This window comes from Herminiimonas aquatilis (genome assembly GCF_042665175.1).
GTDB classification, from domain to species: Bacteria; Pseudomonadota; Gammaproteobacteria; order Burkholderiales; family Burkholderiaceae_D; genus Oxalicibacterium; species Oxalicibacterium aquatilis.
This window is the reverse complement of record NZ_JBHTCC010000002.1, coordinates 201,685-223,316: the sequence shown is the minus strand read 5'-3', so window position 1 is coordinate 223,316 and position 21,632 is coordinate 201,685. Positions and strand designations below refer to the sequence as shown.

Here is a 21,632-nt window from a genome sequence, read left to right as displayed (position 1 = left end):
TAGGATGTTTTGACTATAAAAATAACAAGGCGATGCAAGAATCGCTTTGCCATCCTCTTGGAACAATATGGAATCTCTGCTACCGCTGTCCGTTTTTGCCTTCGTTTCGTCGATCACGCCGGGGCCGAACAACATCATGTTGACCTCCTCCGGCATCCGCTTCGGTTTTGCGCGTTGCATTCCGCACATGCTGGGTGTCGTTTTTGGTTTTGGCGTGATGCTGGCGCTGTGCGCAGCCGGGACAGGCAGCCTGATCATGGCGCTCCCCGTGCTGCATATCGTGTTGAAAGTCATAGGTTCCACTTACCTCATCTATCTGGCGTGGCAATTGCGCAGCATGGCGTTTGGTCGCAGTGAAAATGAGAGCGCGCGGCCGATGTCATTCATCGGTGCCGCGCTCTTTCAGTTCGCCAACCCCAAAGCATGGGTGATGGCAGTGACTGGCGCGTCTGCCTTCCTGCCGCCCGTCCAGCCGGTGTGGTTGGCGATAGCCGTGTTTTGCCTGTTATTCAGTGCAATCAATCTGCCGTGTCTGAGTATCTGGGCCGCGACAGGCGCAGTGTTGCGACGTTATCTGACGCAGGAAAAATGGCAGCGCCTGTTTTGCGCCATCATGATCGCGCTGACGCTTTATTCAGCATGGGCGATCTGGTCATGAGCGCGCATGAAAGCCAGGGCGCTATAGCCACCACTGTCAATAAGGCGGTGGGCACTGCTAAAGTGCCGACCAATATGAAATCCATGACATCTGAAACAAAAGGCATGTGGCTGGGTGCGATAGGCATTGCGATCTTCAGCCTGACCTTGCCGTTCACGCGTGTGGCAGTGGCGGAATTGAACCCGGTCTTGATGGCACTCGGGCGCGCAGTGGTTGCTGCCTGTTGTTCGGTGCTATTGCTGTGGTGGACCAACGCTCCACGTCCGACCCGGGCGCAAGTGAAATCTTTGTGCATCATTGCATCGGGTGTGGTGGTTGGCTTCCCGGTATTTTCTTCGATAGCGATGAGCCAGATTTCCGCTTCGCATGGCGCGATCATGCTGGGCATCTTGCCGCTGGCGACAGCCTTGTTCGGCGCCTTGCGCTTTGGCGAACGACCTTCGACAGGATTCTGGATTACGGCATTGGTAGGTAGTGCGCTGGTTGCCGGGTTTGCATTGGAAGAGGGCGCCGGTTCTTTTCAACTGGGTGATCTGGCGATGCTGATTGCCGTGATTGCCGCCGCGATGGGCTATGCGGAAGGTGGGCGCTTGTCGGAATCCATGAGCGGCCAGCAAGTGATTTCGTGGGCGCTGGTCTTGTCCATGCCGATCGTGTTGCCAGTGACGATCTGGCTAGCCTTCCATTACGGTGTCAAGGCATCGGCGGGCGCATGGGTGGGTTTTGCCTACGTCTCGCTGTTCTCGATGTTTATCGGTTTCTTCTTCTGGTATAAAGGCCTGGCCTTGGGTGGCATTGCGCGCGTCGGCCAGGTGCAACTGATACAACCCTTCCTCACGCTGCTGGGCGCCGCGGCCATTCTTGGCGAAGCGCTGGAACTGCGTACCTTCCTGTTTGCACTGGCAATCATTGCCGTTGTCGCAGCCGGTAAAAAAATGGCCATCAAACGTCGAAGTTGACCAGCAAGCGAACAGAAAACGTCTCTAGTTGCTATCATGTTGCTGTCGCTTCGCAGTATGGTTTTGCAAGGCCATGCGGCTGTCTTGCCTCATCGCGTCGATAGTTGGCAAGAAATGCTGCAGATTTGAGATAATCACGCGTATTCCTGTGTGTGCCACATCACAATGACACTTTTGCAAGATGTGCGTTGTTGTCGTAATTGCAGTGCACGGACACCTATTCATTTGGCATTTCTGCGTGTGTGGAAATAGCATCCACTATTCTGGAGTTTGCATGTCTTTTTACGAAAAACTGAAAGCGCTCAATATTGAATTGCCGGCAGTGGCGACACCCGCCGCGGCATATGTGATGTTTGCGCAAAGCGGTAACACGGTATTTCTGTCCGGCCATATCGCCAAGAAGGACGGCAAACCGTGGGTCGGCCAGTTGGGTAAAAACATGAGCACCGAAGAAGGCAAGATTGCTGCGCGCGGCGTTGCCATCGATCTGATCGCCACCTTGCAGGCAGCCTGCGGCGGCGATTTGAATCGCGTCAAACGCATCGTCAAGGTCATGAGCTTGGTCAATTCGACTGGCGATTATATTGAACAGCATCTGGTCACCAACGGCGCCTCCGAACTGTTCGGCGAAATCTTTGGCGAACAAGGCAAGCATGCACGTTCGGCGTTCGGCGTCGCGCAAATTCCATTGGGTGCATGCGTAGAAATCGAATTGATCGCTGAAGTAAATTAAGAATATTGACGTCCCTGTATTGAGTAACGTCTTGGTCATCACACCGCAGCCATAGAGCATCGTAATAATGAAAATCGAAAATCCAACGCCGATCAAATGGCAATTCGCACACCGCGCAGAGCAACTGCAAAGTTCGGTCATCCGCGAAATCCTGAAAATCACGATGCGCCCGGACATCATTTCCTTTGCCGGTGGTTTGCCGTCGCCGGAAACCTTCCCTGTCGAGCACATGAAGGCGGCCTTCGATACGGTCTTGTCGAATCAGGGCAAGGTCGCTTTGCAATACGGTCCTAGCGATGGCTACGCGCCTTTGCGTGAGTGGATAGCCGATTCGTTGTCGATCGAAGGTGTGACAATCACCCCGGACCAAGTCTTGATGGTGTCGGGTTCGCAGCAGGCGCTGGATTTGCTCGGCAAGGTATTGATCGAAGATAACAGCAAGGTATTGGTGGAAACGCCTAGCTATCTTGGCGCGCTGCAAGCATTCTCTGTATATCAACCTAAGTTCGTTTCAATTCCTACCGATGATTTCGGTTTGCTGCCGGAAGAAGTGGAAAAAATTGCTGATGGTGCTCGCCTCTTGTATGCGTTGCCGAATTTCCAGAATCCGACTGGTCGCACGATGTCAGTCGAACGTCGTTTCGCATTGGTCGAAACCTGTGCACGTCTCGGTCTGCCATTGATCGAAGATGATCCTTATGGCGCGCTCAGCTACAACGGTGAACCATTGCCTAAGATGCTGACAATGAATCCTAGCGGCGTGATTTACCTCGGATCGTTTTCCAAGGTGCTGACGCCGGGCATCCGTCTCGGTTATGTGGTGGCACCGGTGCCGCTGGTGCGCAAGCTGGAGCAGGCCAAGCAGGCAGCAGATTTGCACACATCGCAATTGACGCAGATGGTGGTGTACGAGGCGATTAAGGACGGCTTCCTCGCGAAGCACATTCCATCGATACGCACGCTGTATGCCAATCAATGCCAGGCCATGCTGGATGCGCTGACGGAATTTTTCCCGGCTGGCGTGACGTGGAATAAACCGGAAGGCGGGATGTTCATCTGGGTAACCTTGCCTGAACATATAGACTGCATGCAGCTGCTGGAAGAATCGATTGCGCAAAATGTCGCGTTCGTACCCGGTGCGCCTTTCTATGCAAATGAGCCGCAGAAAAATACCTTGCGCCTGAGTTTTGTTACGGTGCCGCCGGAAAAGATTCGTGAAGGCGTTTCTAAGTTGGCGAAATTGATTGCGGCGAAAATTTGATTGATCGCATGCAAAGATAATAAAACTGGCCGCTGCCGAAAGGAGCGGCCAGTTTTATTTTGTGGATTTAATCGGATGGCTCTTTTCGAGCGGGTTGGCATTCAGGTGCCTCGTTCGAGTTTGTCGCTAGCTAAGGCTGTTCTTTCTTCGTGGTGAGTTGCCCGGGGTAGCCCGGCGGCTACTCACTTTTCTTGCTTCGCCAAGAAAAGTAAGCAAAAGAAGGCGACCGCACAGCCGCTGGCCCTTCGGGCTTCCCATTTGTGCAAATCAAAAAATGGGAAGCGAACGAAACTCGCTTCGCTCAAACAGCGTTCACTTCTTTATCCATTTTCTGCTCCGCACAAATGGCAGCGTCACAGCGGGTGAAGTTCAACTTCAAAATTCAAAAGCAACATCAAATTCAACATCAAGTTCAACAACAACGCAGGTTGATGCCAGGAACAGGAGCTTTTGATGTTGGGGGTGTTGTTGAAGTTAGGTCTGATGTTGTTTCTGACCTTAACCGCATGTGACGTTGCCAAGGCAAGCGGTCGTCAGGCGGATAAAGAGCGCAAACCTGTTTGAGCCAAAGGCGAGTTTGTTTGTGCTCCCGACTGATGATTGCTTGACTTGGGAACCCGCGCAGCGGGCAACGGCTTCTGCGTCGCCTTTCTTTGCCTTCTTTCTTTGGCGAAGCAAAGAAAGAAGGTGGCAGCCGGGCCACCCCCGGCAACTGAGCTTGTCCGAAGAAAGAACAGCATTAGCTATCGTCAAATCATAGCGAGGCATTTCTGGATTCCCGCCTTCGCGGGAATGGCAAGCGCAGATGATCGGATTATTCAGCACTGGCCTTGGTCACCGGCGTCAAGGTAGTCGCCTTGATCTTCGATTCCAGTCCCTTGCCTTTGCGCGCACGCTTGCCTATGTGTACGGCGAGCCCTGATGCCGACAATAGGATTTCCTGCGCTTTGGCACCGCGTCCTATGCCGGATACGATCACGCCGCGCTGGCTGATCGGTTGCGCCGCCAGCAGTTTTTCGTTCTTTTCCAGTTCCATCAAAATCACCCCGCGTCCGCCTGCAGTCAGCGATTTGATTTCATCGATGCCGAACACCAGTACCCGGCCTTTTTCTGACAGGCAGGCAATCGCACTCGCGCCAGCGGTGACCGGACGAGGTGTCAGTGGTTCATCGCCTTCATCCAGCGTGATGAATGATTTGCCGCCGCGTGTGCGGCTGACCATGTCGCCCGATTTTGCAGTGAAGCCGTAACCGGCAGTCGATGCGAGCAATAGTGTGACGTCGGCGGGGCCTGCAAAGTAGTGCAGCACGCGTGTGCCGCTCGCCAGTTCAACCAGCGTCGTGATCGGCACGCCATCGCCGCGTGCACCTGGCAGCGCAGAGACGGGAACCGAATAGATGCGTCCGTTCGAGCCGAACACCAGTAGCGTATCGACGGTGCGACATTCGAATGTGTCGTACAGCGCGTCGCTTGCCTTGAAGGTGAATTGTGCGGCATCGTGGCCGTGGCCTGTGCGTGCACGGACCCAGCCTTTTTGCGAAATGACGACGGTCACAGGTTCGTCGATCACTTTGGTTTCAACGACGGCTTTTTCTGCTACTTCGATCAGCGTACGGCGCTTGTCACCGAATTGCTTCTCGTCGGCTTCGATTTCCCTGATGACCAGACGCTTCATTGACGATGGATTGTCGAGCAGATCCTGCAGCGTCGATTTTTCGCTGCGCAATTCAGCCAGTTCTTGCTGAATCTTGATGGTTTCCAGACGCGCCAGTTGACGCAGTCGGATTTCAAGAATGTCATCAGCCTGGCGTTCCGACAAACGGAAGGCATCCATCAATGCCGGTTTTGGTTCATCCGATTCGCGGATGATCTTGATGACTTTGTCGATGTTGAGCAGAATCGCCTCGCGACCTTCCAGAATATGGATACGGTCATCAACTTTTTGCAGTTTGAATTGCGAACGGCGGGTAATCGTCGTGAAGCGGAAGTCTATCCACTCGCGCAGGATATCGCCCAGCGCCTTCTGGCGCGGTTTGCCGTCGCCACCTATCATCACCAGATTGATGGAAACGCTGGTTTCCAGCGAGGTGTGCGCCAACAGCATATTGGTGAATTCGGTCTGGTCCTGATTCTTCGATTTCGGTTCGAACACTAGGCGCACAGGTGCTTCGCGCCCCGATTCATCACGCACGGTATCGAGCATGGACAATACGGTTTGCTTCAATGCCAGTTGGTCTGGCGATAGCGATTTCTTGCCGAGCTTGATTTTCGGATTGGTCAGCTCTTCGATTTCTTCCAGTACGCGTTGCGACGATGTGCCGTGCGGCAGCTCGGTAACGACAGCCTGCCATTGGCCGCGCGCCATGTCTTCTATCTTCCACGTCGCGCGCACCTTGACGCTGCCGCGACCGCCGGCATAAATGTCGCTGATCGCATTCGGCGAGGTAATGATCTGGCCGCCGCCCGGGAAATCAGGGCCGGGCACAATCGCCATCAATTCTTCATGCGTCAGTTTCGGATTGCGGATGATGGCGACTGCTGCGGTTGCCACTTCACGCAGATTGTGCGAAGGGATTTCTGTCGCCATACCGACTGCAATGCCGGACGCGCCATTCAACAACACGAAAGGCAAACGACTAGGTAGCAGTTTCGGCTCTTCCGTCGAACCGTCATAGTTAGGCTGGAAATCGACGGTACCCATATCGATTTCTTCCATCAGTAATTTTGCAATCGGTGTCAGGCGTGCTTCGGTGTAACGCATCGCTGCAGCACCATCGCCGTCGCGCGAGCCGAAGTTGCCCTGGCCGTCGATCAAGGGATAGCGCAGCGAAAAATCCTGTGCCATGCGCACCAGTGCGTCATACACCGATTGATCGCCGTGCGGATGCAATTTGCCCAGTACGTCGCCGACCACAGCAGCTGACTTGCGCGGCTTGGCAGTGGCGTTCAGTCCCAACTCATTCATCGCAAACAGGATGCGACGTTGCACTGGTTTCTGGCCATCGCAGACATCCGGCAGGGCACGGCCCTTGACTACGGAAATTGCATAATCGAGGTAAGCGCGTTCAGCAAATGTTGCCAGGGTCAGCGATTCGCCGCCATCGGCTGGTGCTACGGTGTCAAAAAGATTGGCTTGATCGGTCATTATTGTTTTACTTGGTTTTGTACAGGAATTATTCGATGGATGTAACGGGGTAAGTAGCAGACGTGTCCGCAGACGGATTGCTGTCGCGACGTCCGGGGATGATCATGTGTATGCGTTTGGCATCCGAGCGCCGATTGGAAAACACCGCATTGTCGGCAAAGCGCGAAGTCGGCTGATACAAATGATAGAACTGTGTGACCAGTTTGACGTAATTACGGGTTTCCGCAAACGGTGGAATCGCATCCTTGTATTTTTGTACCGCACCTTCGCCAGCGTTATACGATGCCAGCACCAGATGCTGCTGATTCGGATACAAATCGCGCAACACGCGCAGATACCGCGCACCTATGCGGATATTGGTTTTCGGATCCGATAATTTTTGCACTATGCTTTTTTTTCGGTCGGCTTGCAGCCCGAAGCGTTCGGCCGTCACCGGCATCACTTGCATCAATCCGATCGCACCTTTCGGTGAGACCGCATTCGGATTGAATCCTGATTCAGCCGCCATCACCGCCTTTAACAAGGCAGGATCGAGATTGAATTCGTTGGCTGCGTCGTTTAACAGTTTCTCGTACTTTTTCAGGTTCGGATGCTGTGACAGATAGCGGAACAGCGGCGTATCTTTTTCTGCTGCCTGTTCAATATTATTCAGCGGAACCAGTCTGGCTGCATTCATGGCCTGATCGCCCCGCGCAAACAACTGATAACGCTTGTCGAGTTTTTCCGTCGCAAAATGCGCTTCGCCATTGGCATCGATATAGCCGTACACGTCGGCATGGGCAGCGACGGATAGCAGCGATAACGACAAAGCCAATAGAGAGGCACGCATGATGTTCATGATCAGATATCGGCCTCGGCTTCGTTGCCGTGTTCTTCTATCCATGTGCGACGTGCGGCGGCTTCACCTTTGCCCATCAGCATATTGAAGCGCGATTCGGACGCATCCAGATCGAACTCGCCGAGGGAGACGGGTAAGAGGCGGCGGGTATCCGGATTCATCGTGGTTTCCCACAGTTGTTCCGCATTCATTTCGCCGAGACCTTTGAAACGCGAGATCGCCCACGCCGCTTCCTTGACGCCATCCTTGCGCAATTTATCTTCAATCGCTTCCAGCTCGCCGTCATCGAGGGCGTAGATTTTCTGTATCGGCTTCTTGCCGCGCGCAGGCGCATCGACGCGATACAGCGGCGGACGCGCGATACAGATATGGCCCCTGTCGATCAATTGCGGGAAGTGCTTGAAGAATAGCGTCAATAGCAACACTTGAATGTGCGAGCCATCGACGTCCGCATCGGACAGGATGCAGATGCGACCATAGCGCAGGCTGCCGAAATCGACAGTGTCGTTCTTGCCGTGCGGATCGATGCCGATCGCGACGGCGATGTCGTGGATCTCATTGTTGGCGAACAGGCGATCGCGTTCGGTTTCCCACGAGTTCAGCACCTTGCCGCGCAGCGGCAGAATCGCCTGGAATTCCTTGTCGCGGCCCATCTTGGCTGAGCCGCCGGCAGAGTCACCTTCGACCAGGAAAATTTCATTACGCGAGGTATCTGTCGATTCGCAATCGGTCAGTTTTCCAGGCAGCACGGCGACGCCTGAGGATTTTTTCTTTTCAACTTTTTGCGCGGAACGCAAACGCGATTGCGCCTGCTTGATTACGAGTTCGGCCAGTTTCTTGCCGTAGTCGACGTGCTGGTTCAGCCACAGTTCCAGCGCGGGACGCGTATAGGTTGCGACGAGGCGCACGGCATCGCGCGAGTTCAAGCGTTCCTTGATCTGTCCCTGGAATTGCGGATCCAGCACCTTGGCCGACAACACGAACGAGACGCGTGCGAACACATCTTCCGGCAACAGCTTCACGCCTTTCGGCAACAGCGAATGCATTTCGACGAAGCTTTTTACCGCGCCGAACAAGCCTTCGCGCAAACCGGATTCATGTGTGCCGCCGTTCGAAGTCGGTATCAGGTTGACATAAGATTCACGCACTACTGCGCCATCTTCTGTCCATGCGACGACCCAGGCTGCGCCTTCGCCTTCGGCAAAACCTTCGGCATCGGCGTTTGCATATTGCTCGCCTTCAAATAATGGAATGACGGTTTCTGCATTCGATGCCTGTGCCAGCGATTCGGTCAGGTAACCGCGCAAGCCCTGGTCGTATTGCCAGGTTTGTACTTCACCGCTCTTCGCTTGAACCAGCGTGACTTTGACGCCGGGTAAAAGTACAGCCTTCGAGCGCAAAAGACGTTGCAGTTCGGCTTGCGGGATGACCGAGGAATCGAAATATTTGGTGTCAGGCCATGCGGTGACCTTGGTGCCACTGCGCTTTTCATCACGCGCAATCGGACGCGATTTCAAGGGTTCGATGACATCGCCACCGGAAAACGTCAGTGTGTGTACGCCATTTTCGCGCCATACGGTAATTTCCAGACGGGTCGACAAGGCATTCGTGACCGAGACGCCGACGCCGTGCAAACCACCAGAGAATGCGTACGCACCGCCCGAGCCCTTGTCGAACTTGCCGCCTGCGTGCAGACGCGTGAAGACGATTTCTACCGTCGGTACTTTTTCTTCCGGATGCAGGCCGACTGGAATACCACGCCCGTCGTCTTCCACGCTGACGCTGCCATCGACATTCATGGTGACGACAATGTTTTTGCAATAGCCACCCAGCGCTTCATCGGATGCATTGTCGATGACTTCCTGGATGATATGCAGCGGGTTTTCGGTACGCGTGTACATGCCGGGGCGCTGCTTGACCGGTTCCAGGCCTTTCAGGACACGGATGGATGATTCGCTGTAGTCTGCAGGGGATTTTTTAGTGGCCATTCAATCGAATACGGTAAGAGGCTGAAAAATGTACGTTGGAAGTTTTGTTGTTAGTTGTGGCTTCCAATAATCGCTTTAACTGGGCTGATTAATTTTTTAACAAGTTGCTATGGACAGAATGCATCATCAAAGTGTCTGCATTCTAATGAAAAAAAGCGATATGTACGCAATGTGGGCAATTTAACCTTCTTCTTAAGCAAGTGCGAAATCGCTGAATTGTTAAATAAGGTTAGATTTGTGACGCGCTGCTGGCACTTTTTTTGCAAAAGCGGTCAAATGTATATGTTTTGATGAACAGTTGACACAATTTTATACATTTCCCGCTTTAGTTCGCTTGTTTATGGGATGGGTTAAATGTTTTCGGTCGTGTATAAATGTTAACTGCTGCATAGAATTCTCGCGCCGTTTTTCGCGCCGTCTTTCGTATGATCACGCTTTGCTTTTCACGACCTGATGCCAGCTAATAGTTTCCCCTTCGCGGCACGCCTGATTGGATTTAATCAACAGGAAACCGAAATCTTCGATGCCACATTTGCTCTGGACCAAGGCAAGGGATATGGCTATTTTCGTCTGGCAGAAGATAATTTGCAGGATCCGGATCTTTACATTGCCAATGCTGAAGAACTGAAGGCGTTGGTTGCCCTGTCTGATTTACGCCCCAGCGACGTGCGGCCTGTGCTGCTGGTTGGCACGCCGACTATTCCACTTCCTTATACCCGTGTTGAGCGTCCGATTCGCTGGCAGCGTTTGTTTGAAGCGCTGGACGCCTTGATCGAAAAACGTGCAGATACGTTGGCGCGCCTGGAAGCTTCCGATGTGGTGCTGGTGCCGGAACGCCGTCGGCGCAATCGCGTCGATATCGATTTGACCGATCCAGTCGATTACGCAAGCTTGCGTACGGAGTTGCCACATGGCGGTGCGGTATTGATCGTTGATAAATCGCCGGCATTTCGCGATTTTGTAGCTGAATTTCTGGCGCGACACCAAATTGAAGTGCTGTGGGCCAAAGGTGAGGCCGAGGCCGAGGGGGCTTGTGTGCGTCAGCGCGTGTCGGTGGTACTGATCAATACTTCGGTAGTTGATGTCAATCCGTTTCGTTTGTGCCAGACGGTTAAGACAGCACGACCACACGACAAGACTTCAGTGATTTTGTTGGTGAGTAAATCGAGTGATTATGATGTGGACGCAGCGCGCAATGCCAGCGTCGATGGCTTCCTGACCAAACCGGTGGCCAGCCACCATGTTGTAAGTGCATTGAAAAAATTCATGCATTTGCCGCGTTAAGACAGATATTCAACGCGCTCGCCGCGGCGCCTTCCTGCAAGAGTTCTTTATTTGCTGAGCATGCGCATGCCGCGCTCCAGCCCTTCCAGAGTCAAAGGAAACATCCGGTTGTCCATTTGCTGCCGGATGATGGCCACCGACTGGCGATATTCCCAAATGCTTTCCGGTTCCGGATTGAGCCAGATATAACTGGGGAAGGCTTTGGTAAATCGCTGCAGCCATTCGGCTCCTGCTTCGTCATTGTAATAATCGATTGCGCCGCCTGGGCGCAAGATTTCATAGGGACTCATGGTTGCGTCGCCGACAAAAATCACTTTGGTATCCAGCGTGTATTTGCGCAGTACATCCCAGGTTGCAAAGCGTTCAGCGTGTTTGCGCTGGTTGTTGCGCCATAAATGGTCGTACACGCAATTATGGAAGTAATAAAACTCCATATTCTTGAATTCACTTTTGGCTGCAGAAAATAATTCTTCAGTGCGCTGTATGTGATCATCCATAGACCCGCCTACATCCAGCAACATCAGGATCTTGATATTATTCTTGCGCTCGGCCTGCATCTTGATGTCGAGGTAGCCGGCGTTGTTGGCGGTGGCGCGTATCGTGGCATCCAGCGCCAATTCTTCGGCTGCTCCTTCCCGCGCAAACTTGCGCAGGCGGCGCAGCGCGACCTTGATATTGCGGGTGCCGATTTCACGCGAGGCATCGTAATCGCGATAGCTGCGTTCTTCCCACACCTTGACGGCAGAGCGATTGGTGCTTTCGCCGCCTATCCGTATGCCTTCCGGATTGGTGCCGCTATTACCGAAAGGGGAAGTCCCGCCTGTGCCTATCCATTTGCTGCCACCTTCGTGGCGCTCTTTTTGTTCCTTTAATAATTCCTGCAGGCGTTCGGCCAGTTTGTCGTAGCCGAATTTTTCTATCAGTGCGCGTTCTGCCGGACTCAAGTCCTTCACTGCACGTTTGAGCAACCAGTCGAGCGGGATCGCGGCATTGTCTTCGAAGACGGTAGATATGCTTTTGAAATACAGGCCGAAGGCGCGATCGAACTTGTCGAAGTGCGCTTCGTCTTTTACCAGGGTCAGACGTGCCAGATAGTAAAAATCATCCAGAGAATGGCGCGCGACGTCTTTTTCCAATGCTTCCAGCAAGAGCAAAAATTCCTTTATTGAAACCGGAATCTTTGCATCTTTCAGCATGAAAAAGAAATCGATCAACATCATCGCTCCTTGTGCAGAAGGTAGCTCAGATGAGCGCTGACTTCGGGCCATTCAGCGCGCGTGATGCTATACATGACTGTGTCGCGTACGGTGCCGTCGCGTCGGCGAGCGTGGTGGCGCAGCACGCCATCTTTCTTGGCACCCAGCCTTTCGATAGCCGCTTGCGAAGCATGGTTTAAGTTATCGGTACGCAAGCCCACGACGGCGCAGCCCAGTGTATCGAATGCATGCATCAGCAACATCAACTTGCATGTGGTGTTGACGTGGCTGCGTTGGCGACTTTTTGCATACCAGGTGTAACCGATCTCGACGCGGTCGATGTCGGACAGGATATCGTGGTAGCTGGTAGAGCCAATTATCTGGTCCGTCGTGTTGTCTATCACGGCGAATGCTAGTCGCGATGGCCGCATTTCCAGAGCAGTGGCGATATAGGCTTCCACCTGGTCGGGTTCGGGCACTGAGGTGATGCGCAGCCCCCAAAGCGCGCCGTCGCTGGCAGCGGCCAGCAAACCCTCCGCATGCTGCTGGGCCAAGGGTTCCAGGCGCACCCCATTGTGAGCCAACGTGATGGGAAGCACGACGTTCATCAGCGATTGGTACGTGACATGAAAACCAGGCGCTCGAACAGGTGAATGTCCTGTTCGTTTTTCAGCAAGGCGCCATGCAGTGGCGGAATAATGGTTTTATCATCCTGGCTGCGCAGGGCTTCAGCCGGAATATCTTCCGCCAGCAATAATTTCAGCCAATCCAGTAGTTCTGAGGTGGAAGGTTTCTTCTTCAAGCCGCTGACCTCGCGCACTTGATAAAAAACTTCCAGTGCTTTTGCCAGCAATTCTTTTTTCAGATTCGGGAAATGCACGGCGACGATTTGTTCCATCGTGTCGCGATCAGGAAACTTGATGTAGTGAAAGAAACAACGGCGCAAAAATGCATCCGGCAATTCCTTTTCATTATTCGATGTAATAATGACGAGCGGCCTGTGTTTGGCTTTCACCATTTCGCGGGTTTCGTACACATAGAATTCCATGCGGTCGAGTTCACGCAGCAAGTCGTTCGGGAATTCGATATCCGCCTTGTCGATTTCATCAATCAGCAACACGACTTGCTCATCGGCAGTAAATGCTTGCCACAACACGCCCTTGACGATGTAGTTGTCGATGACTTTGACGCGCTCGTCACCGAGTTGTGAATCGCGCAGGCGCGAGACTGCATCGTATTCGTACAATCCCTGCTGCGCCTTGGTCGTCGATTTGATATGCCATTGCAATAAAGGCATGTCGAGTGCGGCGGCAACTTCTTCCGCCAACATGGTTTTGCCGGTGCCGGGCTCACCCTTGATCAATAAAGGGCGCTGCAGAGTCAATGCAGCATTGACGGCGAGCTTCAGGTCGCCGGTAGTGACATAGCTCTGGGAACCTTCGAAGCGTGTTTCGTGTCGCATGACGGTGTCATTAAGGTGAAAAGAAATCGGAGTATAAGCGAGAAAAGACACACAAGAGCGGTGTCCGGAACTTGCATAATCGCAGTAAATCGCCTGGTCATCTTTTTGAACGTCTTTCTTTAGCGCTCATGTGGCAGGCTGATGTGTTTTGAATGCCCCTAATTACAATAAATAAATGAAAATTTCCTTTCTAAGAATCTGTGCCGTGTGGCGCAGATTCCGTCGCGGTGCATTAAGACATCACATCGACCATGCACAATATCTGCCGCAGATTGAATCCCTGATGCGCAGGGCCGATCCGGACGCATCCTGGCATACACGCGCCAACTGGATGATCGATCTGGCTGACTGGATACGCCGCGAACCCAAGGTTTCCTTGCTGGACGATAGCGAATGGCGTCGCGTCAAGCATCAGCGCATACGTTTCTTGCTGGATTGGCTGGATGGCAATCGCGATGTCAAGCAAGGCGTGCAGGCTGCCCTGCGCAAGACGCTACGCGAAGCGACCGGGCCTGAACTGTTTTCCGCGACGGGCTTGCCACGCGAATCTGCATTTTTTTCCGAGTTATCCGAACGCATGGTCAAACTGATCCTGCCGCGTCCGGTTGGGCAACAGGATTTGTCCACCTTGTTTACTGCAATGTTCCCCGATGAGTCGGATGCGGAGTGGTTGCTGGAGCTGGATGCCAAAACCTTGTCGCGCCTGTGGAAGCTGGGCGGCGATGACGGCATTGCCCATGGTTATCGGCAGCAAATCGATGAGGCGATGTTGTATCTGGTGACGATGGTGATCTCGGTCGGCATCAGCCCGGCTTTCCGTCAAAGGCTGGAGCCGCGCATGCCCTTGCTGGCCACGCCGTTCATGTCGCTGCGGCGTGAGCTGGAAAACTATTTGTTTGGGAGCGCGAAGGATGAAGCTGGTCTGCGCAGTGTGCGCATGTTGCTGGCCGTGTGTCAGGCGCAAACCGACAAGATTTATGCGCACCTGGATGAGTATGGTGTATCGGTAGGGCTTGTTTATCACGTGGAGCGCATGCGTGCGCATCTGGTCAGGATGGGGCGCCTGTTGGATCTGCGTGTTGCGCCCCATGCCGAAGCGGGTTCTGGTCAGGTGCAGGCAGTACTGGTTGATTTGATCGTGGCGCATCATCGTCGCTCATCGGTGCGGGAATTGGTCAATCGCAGTTTCTCTTTGCTGGCGCGCAAGATGGTCGAGCGCAATGCCAATCACGGTGAACATTACATTGCACGTGATCGCACTGAATATCGTGCGATGTTGCGGGCCGCCATGTGGGGCGGTTTCATCACGGCTTTCACTGCGTTGATCAAGCTTGGCATTACCGGCCTGGGTCTGGCGCATTTTTTCGAAGGCGCATTTCTATCGATTAATTTTGCGCTGAGCTTCCTCGTCATTACTGCCATAGGTGGTGTATTGGCGACCAAACAGCCTGCAGTTACCGCACCTGCTCTGGCGGCGCAAATGGGCCAGCTGGATACGGTGGAGGGTTTGCGTGAATTGCTGGCGCGTATTGCCGCTTTGTTGCGCTCACAGGCGGCGGCCGTATTCGGCAATCTGCTGGCGGTGACCCCGGTGGTGATTGCCTTGTCGTTTGCCGCACTGTTCATATTCGGCAAGCCGGTCATGAGTCCGGAAAAAGCGCAGGCGACGATTCACTCATTATCGATAGTCGGTGTGACGCCGCTGTTTGCTGCATTCACCGGTATTCTGTTGTGGCTTGCCAGCCTGATGGCAGGCTTTGCCGATAACTGGTTCGCCCTGCGCAGATTGCGGGAATCGATTGCGCATCATCGTCGTCTGGTACATGCGCTAGGAGCGCATCGTGCGGAACGATGGGCAAACTGGCTGGAACACAATGTGTCCAGCATCGTCGGCAATGTGTCCCTGGCTATCTTGCTCGGCATGATGCCTGTGATTGCGCAGTTCTTCGGTTTGCCGCTGGATGTACGCCATGTGACCTTGTCAACGGCAACATTGACGGCGGCCGTCAGCAGCCTGGGTTGGGAAGCCTTGGCAACGCCACAGTTCTGGCTGGCCTGCGCCGGTATTGTTGTTGTCGGCTTGTTGAATGTCGGCGTGGCTTTCTCATGTGCGCTGGCGCTGGCCTTGCGCGCGCGCGATGTTCCCAAGCGGGTGCGCCGACTGGTGTTCCGCGCCGTGCTGCGCCGCTTTACGCTGACGCCCTATATTTTCTTCTGGCCCAGCAAGCCGGAGGATAAACCTGCCATGGACGTGGCTGAAGCGGCAGATGAGCAAGCACAGGAAAAAGACGCCAAGCAGCAAGGAGCCGAGGAATTGTCAGGTGAGTGGCGGCGGAAGGATTGAGCGGAGATGCAGGCGGATTAACGCTTGAAAGCGGACTGTCGGATGCTGTACACGCATTGCGATTTGAACATGGACGCTCCCTATCTCTTCAGGTAAAATCGAGCGGTTTTGGTGTAAAGAAGTAACTTTTTCGCTGCAAAATGCACGTTTTGTAGCGACGTTTTTTACCGAGTTATACCTGCAGGTTTCGTTTACTTAACCATAGCTATCATGAAAAAACTATTTGCACTTCTCGCGCTCGCGGGTGTGGCCAACTTTGCTGCTTCGGCGGAAGTTGTTGGCGATGCCAAGGCAGCTGTCAACAAGGTTGCGATGTGTATAGGATGTCACGGCATCCCAGGCTACAAGGCGACTTTCCCGGAAGTTTACCAAGTGCCCATGATAGGCGGGCAGTCGGAAAAATACATCGCCAGTGCCTTGCACGCTTATAAAAAAGGCGATCGTAACCACCCGTCCATGCGCGGTATTGCGATCAGCATGTCGGATCAGGATATCGCCGATGTTGCCGCTTACTATTCGCAACAGAAATAACGGGAGCCCATATGAAAAAAATTCTCGCATTGGCTGTTGTCTCGCTGTCCGCACTGATTTCGCTTAACGCATCGGCTGAAAGCAAGATCGAAGCTGGTAAAGCGGCAGTCGCCAAATACAATTGCGCTTCCTGCCACGGCGCTGATTACCAGACGCCGATAGATCCTGGTTATCCAAAACTGGCCGGCCAGCACAAGGATTATCTGAAGCACGCACTGGTTTCATACAAGCGTGGCAATGAAGTTTCGAATGGTCGCAGCAATGCAATCATGGGCCCGTTGGCCAAGCAACTTTCGAATCAGGATATCGAAAACATCGCCGCCTATTTGCACAGCCTGCCCACGACTCTCGTGTTGCGCAGATAAGTCGCGAACGTAAAGGCGCGTAGTTTTATAAAAAAGCCACGGTCTGCCGTGGCTTTTTTTATGTCCGTTTGAATTGCGGATTGGAACAATTCTGTTTAGCGACGCTTGATGCATTCAATGTAAGCAGCACCATCTGGTGGCAAGCCATTGCGCTGTGAAGACCAGATTATCTCGCCCAGGCATTCCATGATCTGGTGATGCGCATCATGCTCAGATCCCAGTCTATGCGCCAGGCTGGTGTAAGCAGCGCGTATGCCGGGGGGCTGATCGATGGAGATCTGTTCCGCGATCGACAAATGCATGGACAGATGCAGGAAAGGATTGGCCTGACCCGACTCCACAGAATAATCCTGAGCCAGCGCCGCCTCGACATCCATCAATGCATCCGCATATTCCGGATGTTGAATCAGCCAGTCGCGCGCGATCGCTTCCAGCGGCGTGAGGATTTCATTGGCGCGCTGCTTGCGGAACGTCTCGCAGAAAAAACGTCGTACGTCGTGCTGGGAAGGTGTGAACATGGATGTAATCAAAACGCTGCAAAAGAAATTCAAAAAGCGGCTCGACAATATGGCTAACAAATGCGGTTTATCGAGCGCAGAACGATATTGTACGTGGCTTGCTGCTGAACTGCAGCGGCTGTTTCAGATAACATACGCGTCTATCCCTGTTGCCGCTATTGCAGCCATGCAGTACCTCTTTTGAAACATTTTTTGAAATCTGAAACGGAAATGACCATGTTGAACCAGAAAGCTCTCGATACGCTCTTTACCAAAGCACACACCAATACAGTCTGGCTGGACAAACCGGTCACTAATGGCCAATTGCGTGAAATTTATGAATTGATGAAGTGGGCGCCGACATCGATGAATTGTTCGCCGACACGCATTGCTTTCGTCAAATCGCCGGAAGCGAAAGAGAAACTGGCAGCCTGCGTATCAGCCGGTAATGTGCAAAAGGTAAAAACTGCACCGATTACCGCGATCATCGGGATGGATATGGCATTTCCGCGCAAATTGCCGCAACTGTTTCCACACATGGATGGACAGGCGGTGTTTGCCGGCAACGACAAATTGATAGAGGAAACGGCTTTCCGCAATTCTTCGCTGCAGGGCGCCTACTTCATCATGGCAGCACGTGCGATCGGTCTGGATTGCGGCCCTATGTCCGGCTTCGATGCAGACAAGGTGAACGCGGCATTTTTTGTCGGCACGCAGGTGAAAGCCAATTTCCTGTGCAGCATAGGCTATGGTGATCACGAAAAAATCAAACCGCGTTTGCCGCGTCTGACCTTTGAAGCATCCTGCGCGATTGTGCTTTAAGTTCGCGCAGCATAGTTTGAAAAGAAAGGTGTTTCATGGAACACCTTTCTAAAACCTACACGCCTTTGGCTGGTAAAGGCGTTTTATCTTTGTATTCGCACACATCGGCAATGATGCAGTTCCAGCATTTCGGTTTGCGTGCGATGCAGGTGTAGCGGCCGTGCAGGATCAACCAATGATGTGCATCCTGCTGAAATTCGGGCGCCACAAATTTCATCAGCTTTTGCTCGACGATATCGACATTCTTGCCGGGTGCTATCCCGGTGCGATTCGAGACGCGGAAGATATGCGTATCGACCGCAATCGTTGCTTCGCCGAAGGCAGTGTTCATGACCACGTTAGCAGTCTTGCGGCCTACGCCTGGCAATGCTTCGAGTTCCTGGCGCGTGCGCGGTACTTCGCCGCCATGTTCAGCGAGCAAAATCCGGCAGGTTTCAATCACGTTTTTGGCCTTGGTCCGATACAGGCCTATGGTTTGAATGTAAGGGATCAAGCCTTCTACTCCCAGCGCGTAAATCTTTCTGGGGGTGCCGGCATCGGCATACAGTTTGCGTGTGGCCTTGTTGACGGAAACATCCGTCGCCTGTGCGGAAAGCAGTACTGCGATCAGTAGCTGGAACGGGGTTTGATATTCAAGTTCGGTAGTCGGATGGGGATTGGCAGTGCGCAGTCGATTGAAAATTTCACGTCGTTTCTCTGCATTCATTGCGCATCCTTGTCTGCTTGTTCTTTTTTCAGTCGCGCGCGCTCAATCGCAGCTTGAATGATGGCTTTCTTGCGAGCCTGTTCGGCTTTTTCTGCATCGGATATCGGCGTTTCGGATTGCACCTCCTTCAGCTTGGCCGCCGCTTTGGCAGCAAGTCGTGTGTCGTTTTCTTCCTTTTCACGCTGCAGGCGCGCCGTGCGGAAGTCGTGTCGTTCGCGCGCTGCATCGGCCTGTGCCTGCGACCACGCATCCCAGCCGGTTTTCCCCGGTGTGACCTCGATCATCGCGATGCAATCGACCGGGCAGGGGGCCACGCAGAGATCGCACCCCGTGCAGAGATCGCTGACGATGGTGTGCATCTGTTTGGCGGCGCCGACGATGGCATCGACCGGACACGCTTGTATGCACAAGGTACAACCTATGCACAGCGCTTCATCTATGAATGCAACCGGGCGCGGCCGCTCTACGCCATTGACCGGATTGATCGGAATGACTTTTTTGCCGAGCACGTGCGCGAGTCGCGCCACGCCTTCGATACCGCCTGGCGGACACTGGTTATGGCTGGCGCTGCCGTCGGCCATCGCTTCCGCATACGGCCGACAGGCGGGATAGCCGCACTTCGTGCATTGCGTTTGCGGCAGCAAATCTTCTAGCTGATCGGCAAGCGATTTATCGGAGGGAGAGGACACAGCAGAGGCGAAAAGAATAAAACAGAATTATCGTCTTATACGGCGCTCTGCGCCAAATGAAAAAAATACTGTTGTTGCGCAGAACCGAGAAGGTTGAGCCGACGCAGAGGTGCTGCGCCGCGAATCAACTCGGTATCAGGCGTGCTTGGCAATGAAATCGGTGATCTTGGGATAAATGATCTCGCGCCATTTTCTGCCCGAGAAGATGCCGTAGTGCCCGCATTCAGGTGCGGTGAATTGCTGCTTGTCGGATTTTGGAATCGATGAGCACAAGCCTTGCGCTGCATGCGTCTGTCCGGCACCAGAAATGTCGTCCTTCTCGCCTTCTATGGTGAAGAGCGCCACCGATTTGATATCTTGCGGCCGCACCAGCTTGCCTTCGACTTCCCATGTACCCAAGGGCAGACGATGTTCCTGAAAAACCGTCTTGATCGTATCCAGATAATATTCGGCTGGCATATCGAGCACGGCATTGTATTCATCATAGAACTTGCGATGCTCGGCCGCCGATTCGTTATCGCCTTCGCGCAAGTGCATATAAAAATCCCAGTGACTTTGCGCATGGCGTCCAGGATTCATGGCGATGAAGCCGGCATGCTGTAAAAAGCCTGGATAAACCTTGCGGCCAAAACCGGGATGGCTGGCCGGCACGCTATAAATCACGTGATTTTCAAACCATGCGTACGGTTTTTCCACTGCCAGATTATTGACCTGTGTCGGCGAGCTGCTGGGGTCGATAGGGCCGCCCATCATGGTCATCGTCTTTGGCAACTTTGGATCCTTGTCGCTGGCCATCAGGGAAATGGCGGCCAAGACCGGCACGGTTGGCTGGCAGACCGAAATCACATGCAGATCAGGTCCGAGTTGGCGGATGAAATCCTGTATGTAATACACATAATCGTGCAAATGGAAGGGCCCCTCGCTCAGCGGAACCATGCGCGCATTGACCCAATCGGTGATGTAGACATCGTGCGTTTGCAAAAGACTGCGTACCGTACCGCGCAACAGGGTGGCGTGATGGCCGGACAAAGGCGCCACCAATAAAACGGTAGGTTGCTTCAAGGCAGAGAATTCTTTTGCCGACATTTCTTTTTTGAAATGCAGCAAGGTGCAGAAGGGTTTTTCTTGCGTCACTTCTTCGATGATGTTGACGGATTTTCCGTTGATTTTCACCGATTCAATATCAAAGTGCGGTTTTTCATATTGCTTGCCCAAGCGGTACATGAGTTCGTAACCAGCGGCAATACGGTGCGCATATGGGGTATAGGAAAGTGGTGATACCGGATCGGTGAAAAGACGGGACGAGGCTTCCGCCCATTGCATTAATGGATCGAGCAGGCTGCGGTTCAACTCATGCAAATGGTAAAGCATAGTGGCCTCTGGAATGAAATATCATTGAATTGATTGTGGTCACAATCCAATTATATTGCAATGCACCATTGATAACTATACCCAAATTCCATTGCAATAAAGTTAATTTAATCAAAAATTAAAATGAATTGGCAACATTTTTTGTGCCGCGACAAAACTTTTGGCGATAAAAAACGCCCTGTGGCGGACCAGAGAGCGTTTTAATGGAAATGCTTGTTTTCAGCGTTTCAGATACTGCAGTTTGTCAGTCTTGTCTTTCCATTCGTCCGCTTCAGGCAAGGGCGCCTTGGTCTTGGTGATGGATGGCCATCCGCGCGACAATTCGACATTCAGCTTGATATAGTGCTGTTGATCAGCCGGTACATCTTCTTCTGCATAAATCGCGTTGACAGGGCATTCGGCTACGCACACTGCGCAGTCGATGCATTCATCCGGGTCGATAGAAAGAAAATTCGGGCCTTCGCGAAAACAATCTACCGGGCACACGTCTACGCAGTCTGTGTAACGGCAAAGTACGCAGGAATCGGTCACTACGTGGGTCATACCAGTCCTAACTGAAAATATTTGAAATAGGCTGACTGCAGGTGGCGGGAGCGTGCGGCACACATATCCCGGCGACAGTCGCAAAGCGTTGTATTTTAAGGCATATCGCTATTTCCCACAAACCGCAGTTATACCGTTTCCGAATAAGTACATGCGCTAAGTGTCTTTAGGGGCTGGAAATTTCGCTAGGCGCGGAGCAGGCGGCTTTCTAACGAGTCCTTGCTGGCAAGACATATTTTT

22 protein-coding genes are annotated in these 21,632 nt (G+C 53.1%); 11 read left to right on the top strand and 11 right to left on the bottom strand.

The annotated features are described in order from the left end of the window. The first annotated feature begins 67 nt into the window (after window positions 1–67). The 5 genes from ACFQO0_RS10565 to ACFQO0_RS10545 all read left to right on the top strand — a co-directional run bounded on the left by ACFQO0_RS10565 (window position 68) and on the right by ACFQO0_RS10545 (window position 4,123). Window positions 68–658, top strand: a complete 591-nt coding sequence (locus ACFQO0_RS10565) for a LysE family translocator (protein WP_382234394.1) — start codon at window positions 68–70, stop codon at window positions 656–658. An 83-nt stretch (window positions 659–741) separates the two neighbouring features. Next, entirely contained in the window at window positions 742–1,617 is an 876-nt protein-coding gene (locus tag ACFQO0_RS10560) for a DMT family transporter (RefSeq protein ID WP_382235075.1), read from the top strand. A 274-nt stretch (window positions 1,618–1,891) separates the two neighbouring features. Next, window positions 1,892–2,350, top strand: a complete 459-nt coding sequence (locus ACFQO0_RS10555) for a RidA family protein (RefSeq protein WP_382234392.1) — start codon at window positions 1,892–1,894, stop codon at window positions 2,348–2,350. A 67-nt stretch (window positions 2,351–2,417) separates the two neighbouring features. Beyond that, a complete protein-coding gene (locus ACFQO0_RS10550) occupies window positions 2,418–3,611 on the top strand; it encodes an aminotransferase-like domain-containing protein (RefSeq protein WP_382234390.1) in 1,194 nt (397 codons plus the stop codon). Window positions 3,612–3,871: 260 nt separating this feature from the next. Continuing rightward, entirely contained in the window at window positions 3,872–4,123 is a 252-nt protein-coding gene (locus ACFQO0_RS10545) for a hypothetical protein (protein WP_382234388.1), read from the top strand. A 302-nt stretch (window positions 4,124–4,425) separates the two neighbouring features. On the opposite strand, the gene parC is transcribed toward ACFQO0_RS10545, so the two are convergent. From parC to ACFQO0_RS10530, 3 genes are read right to left on the bottom strand one after another with little or no spacing between them, the layout of a single operon-like run. Beyond that, window positions 4,426–6,756 carry a DNA topoisomerase IV subunit A gene (gene parC / locus ACFQO0_RS10540; protein WP_382234386.1) on the bottom strand — a complete coding sequence of 777 codons (2,331 nt, stop codon included), beginning with the start codon at window positions 6,754–6,756 and terminating at the stop codon, window positions 4,426–4,428. A gap of 28 nt (window positions 6,757–6,784) precedes the next feature. Next, window positions 6,785–7,585 (bottom strand): lytic transglycosylase domain-containing protein, encoded by an 801-nt coding sequence (locus ACFQO0_RS10535; RefSeq protein WP_382234384.1) that lies wholly within the window; start codon window positions 7,583–7,585, stop codon window positions 6,785–6,787. A gap of 11 nt (window positions 7,586–7,596) precedes the next feature. After that, a complete protein-coding gene (locus tag ACFQO0_RS10530) occupies window positions 7,597–9,582 on the bottom strand; it encodes a DNA topoisomerase IV subunit B (protein ID WP_382234382.1) in 1,986 nt (661 codons plus the stop codon). Window positions 9,583–10,035: 453 nt separating this feature from the next. On the opposite strand from ACFQO0_RS10530, the gene ACFQO0_RS10525 reads away from it, so the two are divergent. Then, window positions 10,036–10,866, top strand: a complete 831-nt coding sequence (locus ACFQO0_RS10525; RefSeq protein ID WP_382234380.1) for a response regulator — start codon at window positions 10,036–10,038, stop codon at window positions 10,864–10,866. 47 nt (window positions 10,867–10,913) lie between these two features. Here the strand turns inward: ACFQO0_RS10525 and ACFQO0_RS10520 are convergent, their stop codons facing one another. The 3 genes from ACFQO0_RS10520 to ACFQO0_RS10510 are packed head-to-tail and all read right to left on the bottom strand — an operon-like array spanning window position 10,914 to window position 13,524. After that, on the bottom strand, window positions 10,914–12,083 hold the full coding sequence (locus tag ACFQO0_RS10520) for a vWA domain-containing protein (RefSeq protein ID WP_382235073.1): 1,170 nt from the start codon (window positions 12,081–12,083) through the stop codon (window positions 10,914–10,916). Beyond that, window positions 12,083–12,670 (bottom strand): GNAT family N-acetyltransferase, encoded by a 588-nt coding sequence (locus tag ACFQO0_RS10515; RefSeq protein WP_382234378.1) that lies wholly within the window; start codon window positions 12,668–12,670, stop codon window positions 12,083–12,085. The genes ACFQO0_RS10520 and ACFQO0_RS10515 overlap by 1 nt, the downstream gene beginning before the upstream one ends. Continuing rightward, a complete protein-coding gene (locus ACFQO0_RS10510) occupies window positions 12,670–13,524 on the bottom strand; it encodes an AAA family ATPase (protein ID WP_382234376.1) in 855 nt (284 codons plus the stop codon). The genes ACFQO0_RS10515 and ACFQO0_RS10510 overlap by 1 nt, the downstream gene beginning before the upstream one ends. Before the next feature lie 175 nt (window positions 13,525–13,699). Between ACFQO0_RS10510 and ACFQO0_RS10505 the strand changes: the two genes are divergently transcribed. The 3 genes from ACFQO0_RS10505 to ACFQO0_RS10495 all read left to right on the top strand — a co-directional run bounded on the left by ACFQO0_RS10505 (window position 13,700) and on the right by ACFQO0_RS10495 (window position 16,764). After that, a complete protein-coding gene (locus ACFQO0_RS10505; protein WP_382234374.1) occupies window positions 13,700–15,868 on the top strand; it encodes a site-specific recombinase in 2,169 nt (722 codons plus the stop codon). Between the two features lie 210 nt (window positions 15,869–16,078). Then, on the top strand, window positions 16,079–16,399 hold the full coding sequence (locus ACFQO0_RS10500) for a c-type cytochrome (RefSeq protein WP_382234372.1): 321 nt from the start codon (window positions 16,079–16,081) through the stop codon (window positions 16,397–16,399). Between the two features lie 11 nt (window positions 16,400–16,410). Next, entirely contained in the window at window positions 16,411–16,764 is a 354-nt protein-coding gene (locus ACFQO0_RS10495; RefSeq protein ID WP_382234370.1) for a c-type cytochrome, read from the top strand. 95 nt (window positions 16,765–16,859) lie between these two features. On the opposite strand, the gene ACFQO0_RS10490 is transcribed toward ACFQO0_RS10495, so the two are convergent. Beyond that, window positions 16,860–17,282: a DUF1841 family protein gene (locus tag ACFQO0_RS10490; RefSeq protein ID WP_382234368.1), complete on the bottom strand. Its 423-nt coding sequence runs from the start codon at window positions 17,280–17,282 to the stop codon at window positions 16,860–16,862. Here ACFQO0_RS10490 and ACFQO0_RS10485 point away from each other — a divergent pair. Beyond that, entirely contained in the window at window positions 17,281–17,466 is a 186-nt protein-coding gene (locus tag ACFQO0_RS10485) for a hypothetical protein (protein ID WP_382234366.1), read from the top strand. The genes ACFQO0_RS10490 and ACFQO0_RS10485 overlap by 2 nt on opposite strands. Before the next feature lie 26 nt (window positions 17,467–17,492). After that, window positions 17,493–18,083, top strand: a complete 591-nt coding sequence (locus tag ACFQO0_RS10480; RefSeq protein WP_382235071.1) for a malonic semialdehyde reductase — start codon at window positions 17,493–17,495, stop codon at window positions 18,081–18,083. Between the two features lie 55 nt (window positions 18,084–18,138). Here the strand turns inward: ACFQO0_RS10480 and nth are convergent, their stop codons facing one another. The 4 genes from nth to fdxA all read right to left on the bottom strand — a co-directional run bounded on the left by nth (window position 18,139) and on the right by fdxA (window position 21,392). Further along, on the bottom strand, window positions 18,139–18,789 hold the full coding sequence (nth, locus tag ACFQO0_RS10475; RefSeq protein WP_382234364.1) for an endonuclease III: 651 nt from the start codon (window positions 18,787–18,789) through the stop codon (window positions 18,139–18,141). Then, window positions 18,786–19,478 (bottom strand): electron transport complex subunit RsxB, encoded by a 693-nt coding sequence (gene rsxB, locus ACFQO0_RS10470; RefSeq protein WP_382234362.1) that lies wholly within the window; start codon window positions 19,476–19,478, stop codon window positions 18,786–18,788. The genes nth and rsxB overlap by 4 nt, the downstream gene beginning before the upstream one ends. A 135-nt stretch (window positions 19,479–19,613) precedes the next feature. Continuing rightward, window positions 19,614–20,849, bottom strand: coding sequence for a polyhydroxyalkanoate depolymerase (locus tag ACFQO0_RS10465; RefSeq protein WP_382234360.1), 1,236 nt, complete (start codon window positions 20,847–20,849; stop codon window positions 19,614–19,616). Between the two features lie 219 nt (window positions 20,850–21,068). Further along, window positions 21,069–21,392, bottom strand: a complete 324-nt coding sequence (fdxA, locus tag ACFQO0_RS10460) for a ferredoxin FdxA (RefSeq protein WP_382234358.1) — start codon at window positions 21,390–21,392, stop codon at window positions 21,069–21,071. Window positions 21,393–21,632: the final 240 nt, after the last annotated feature.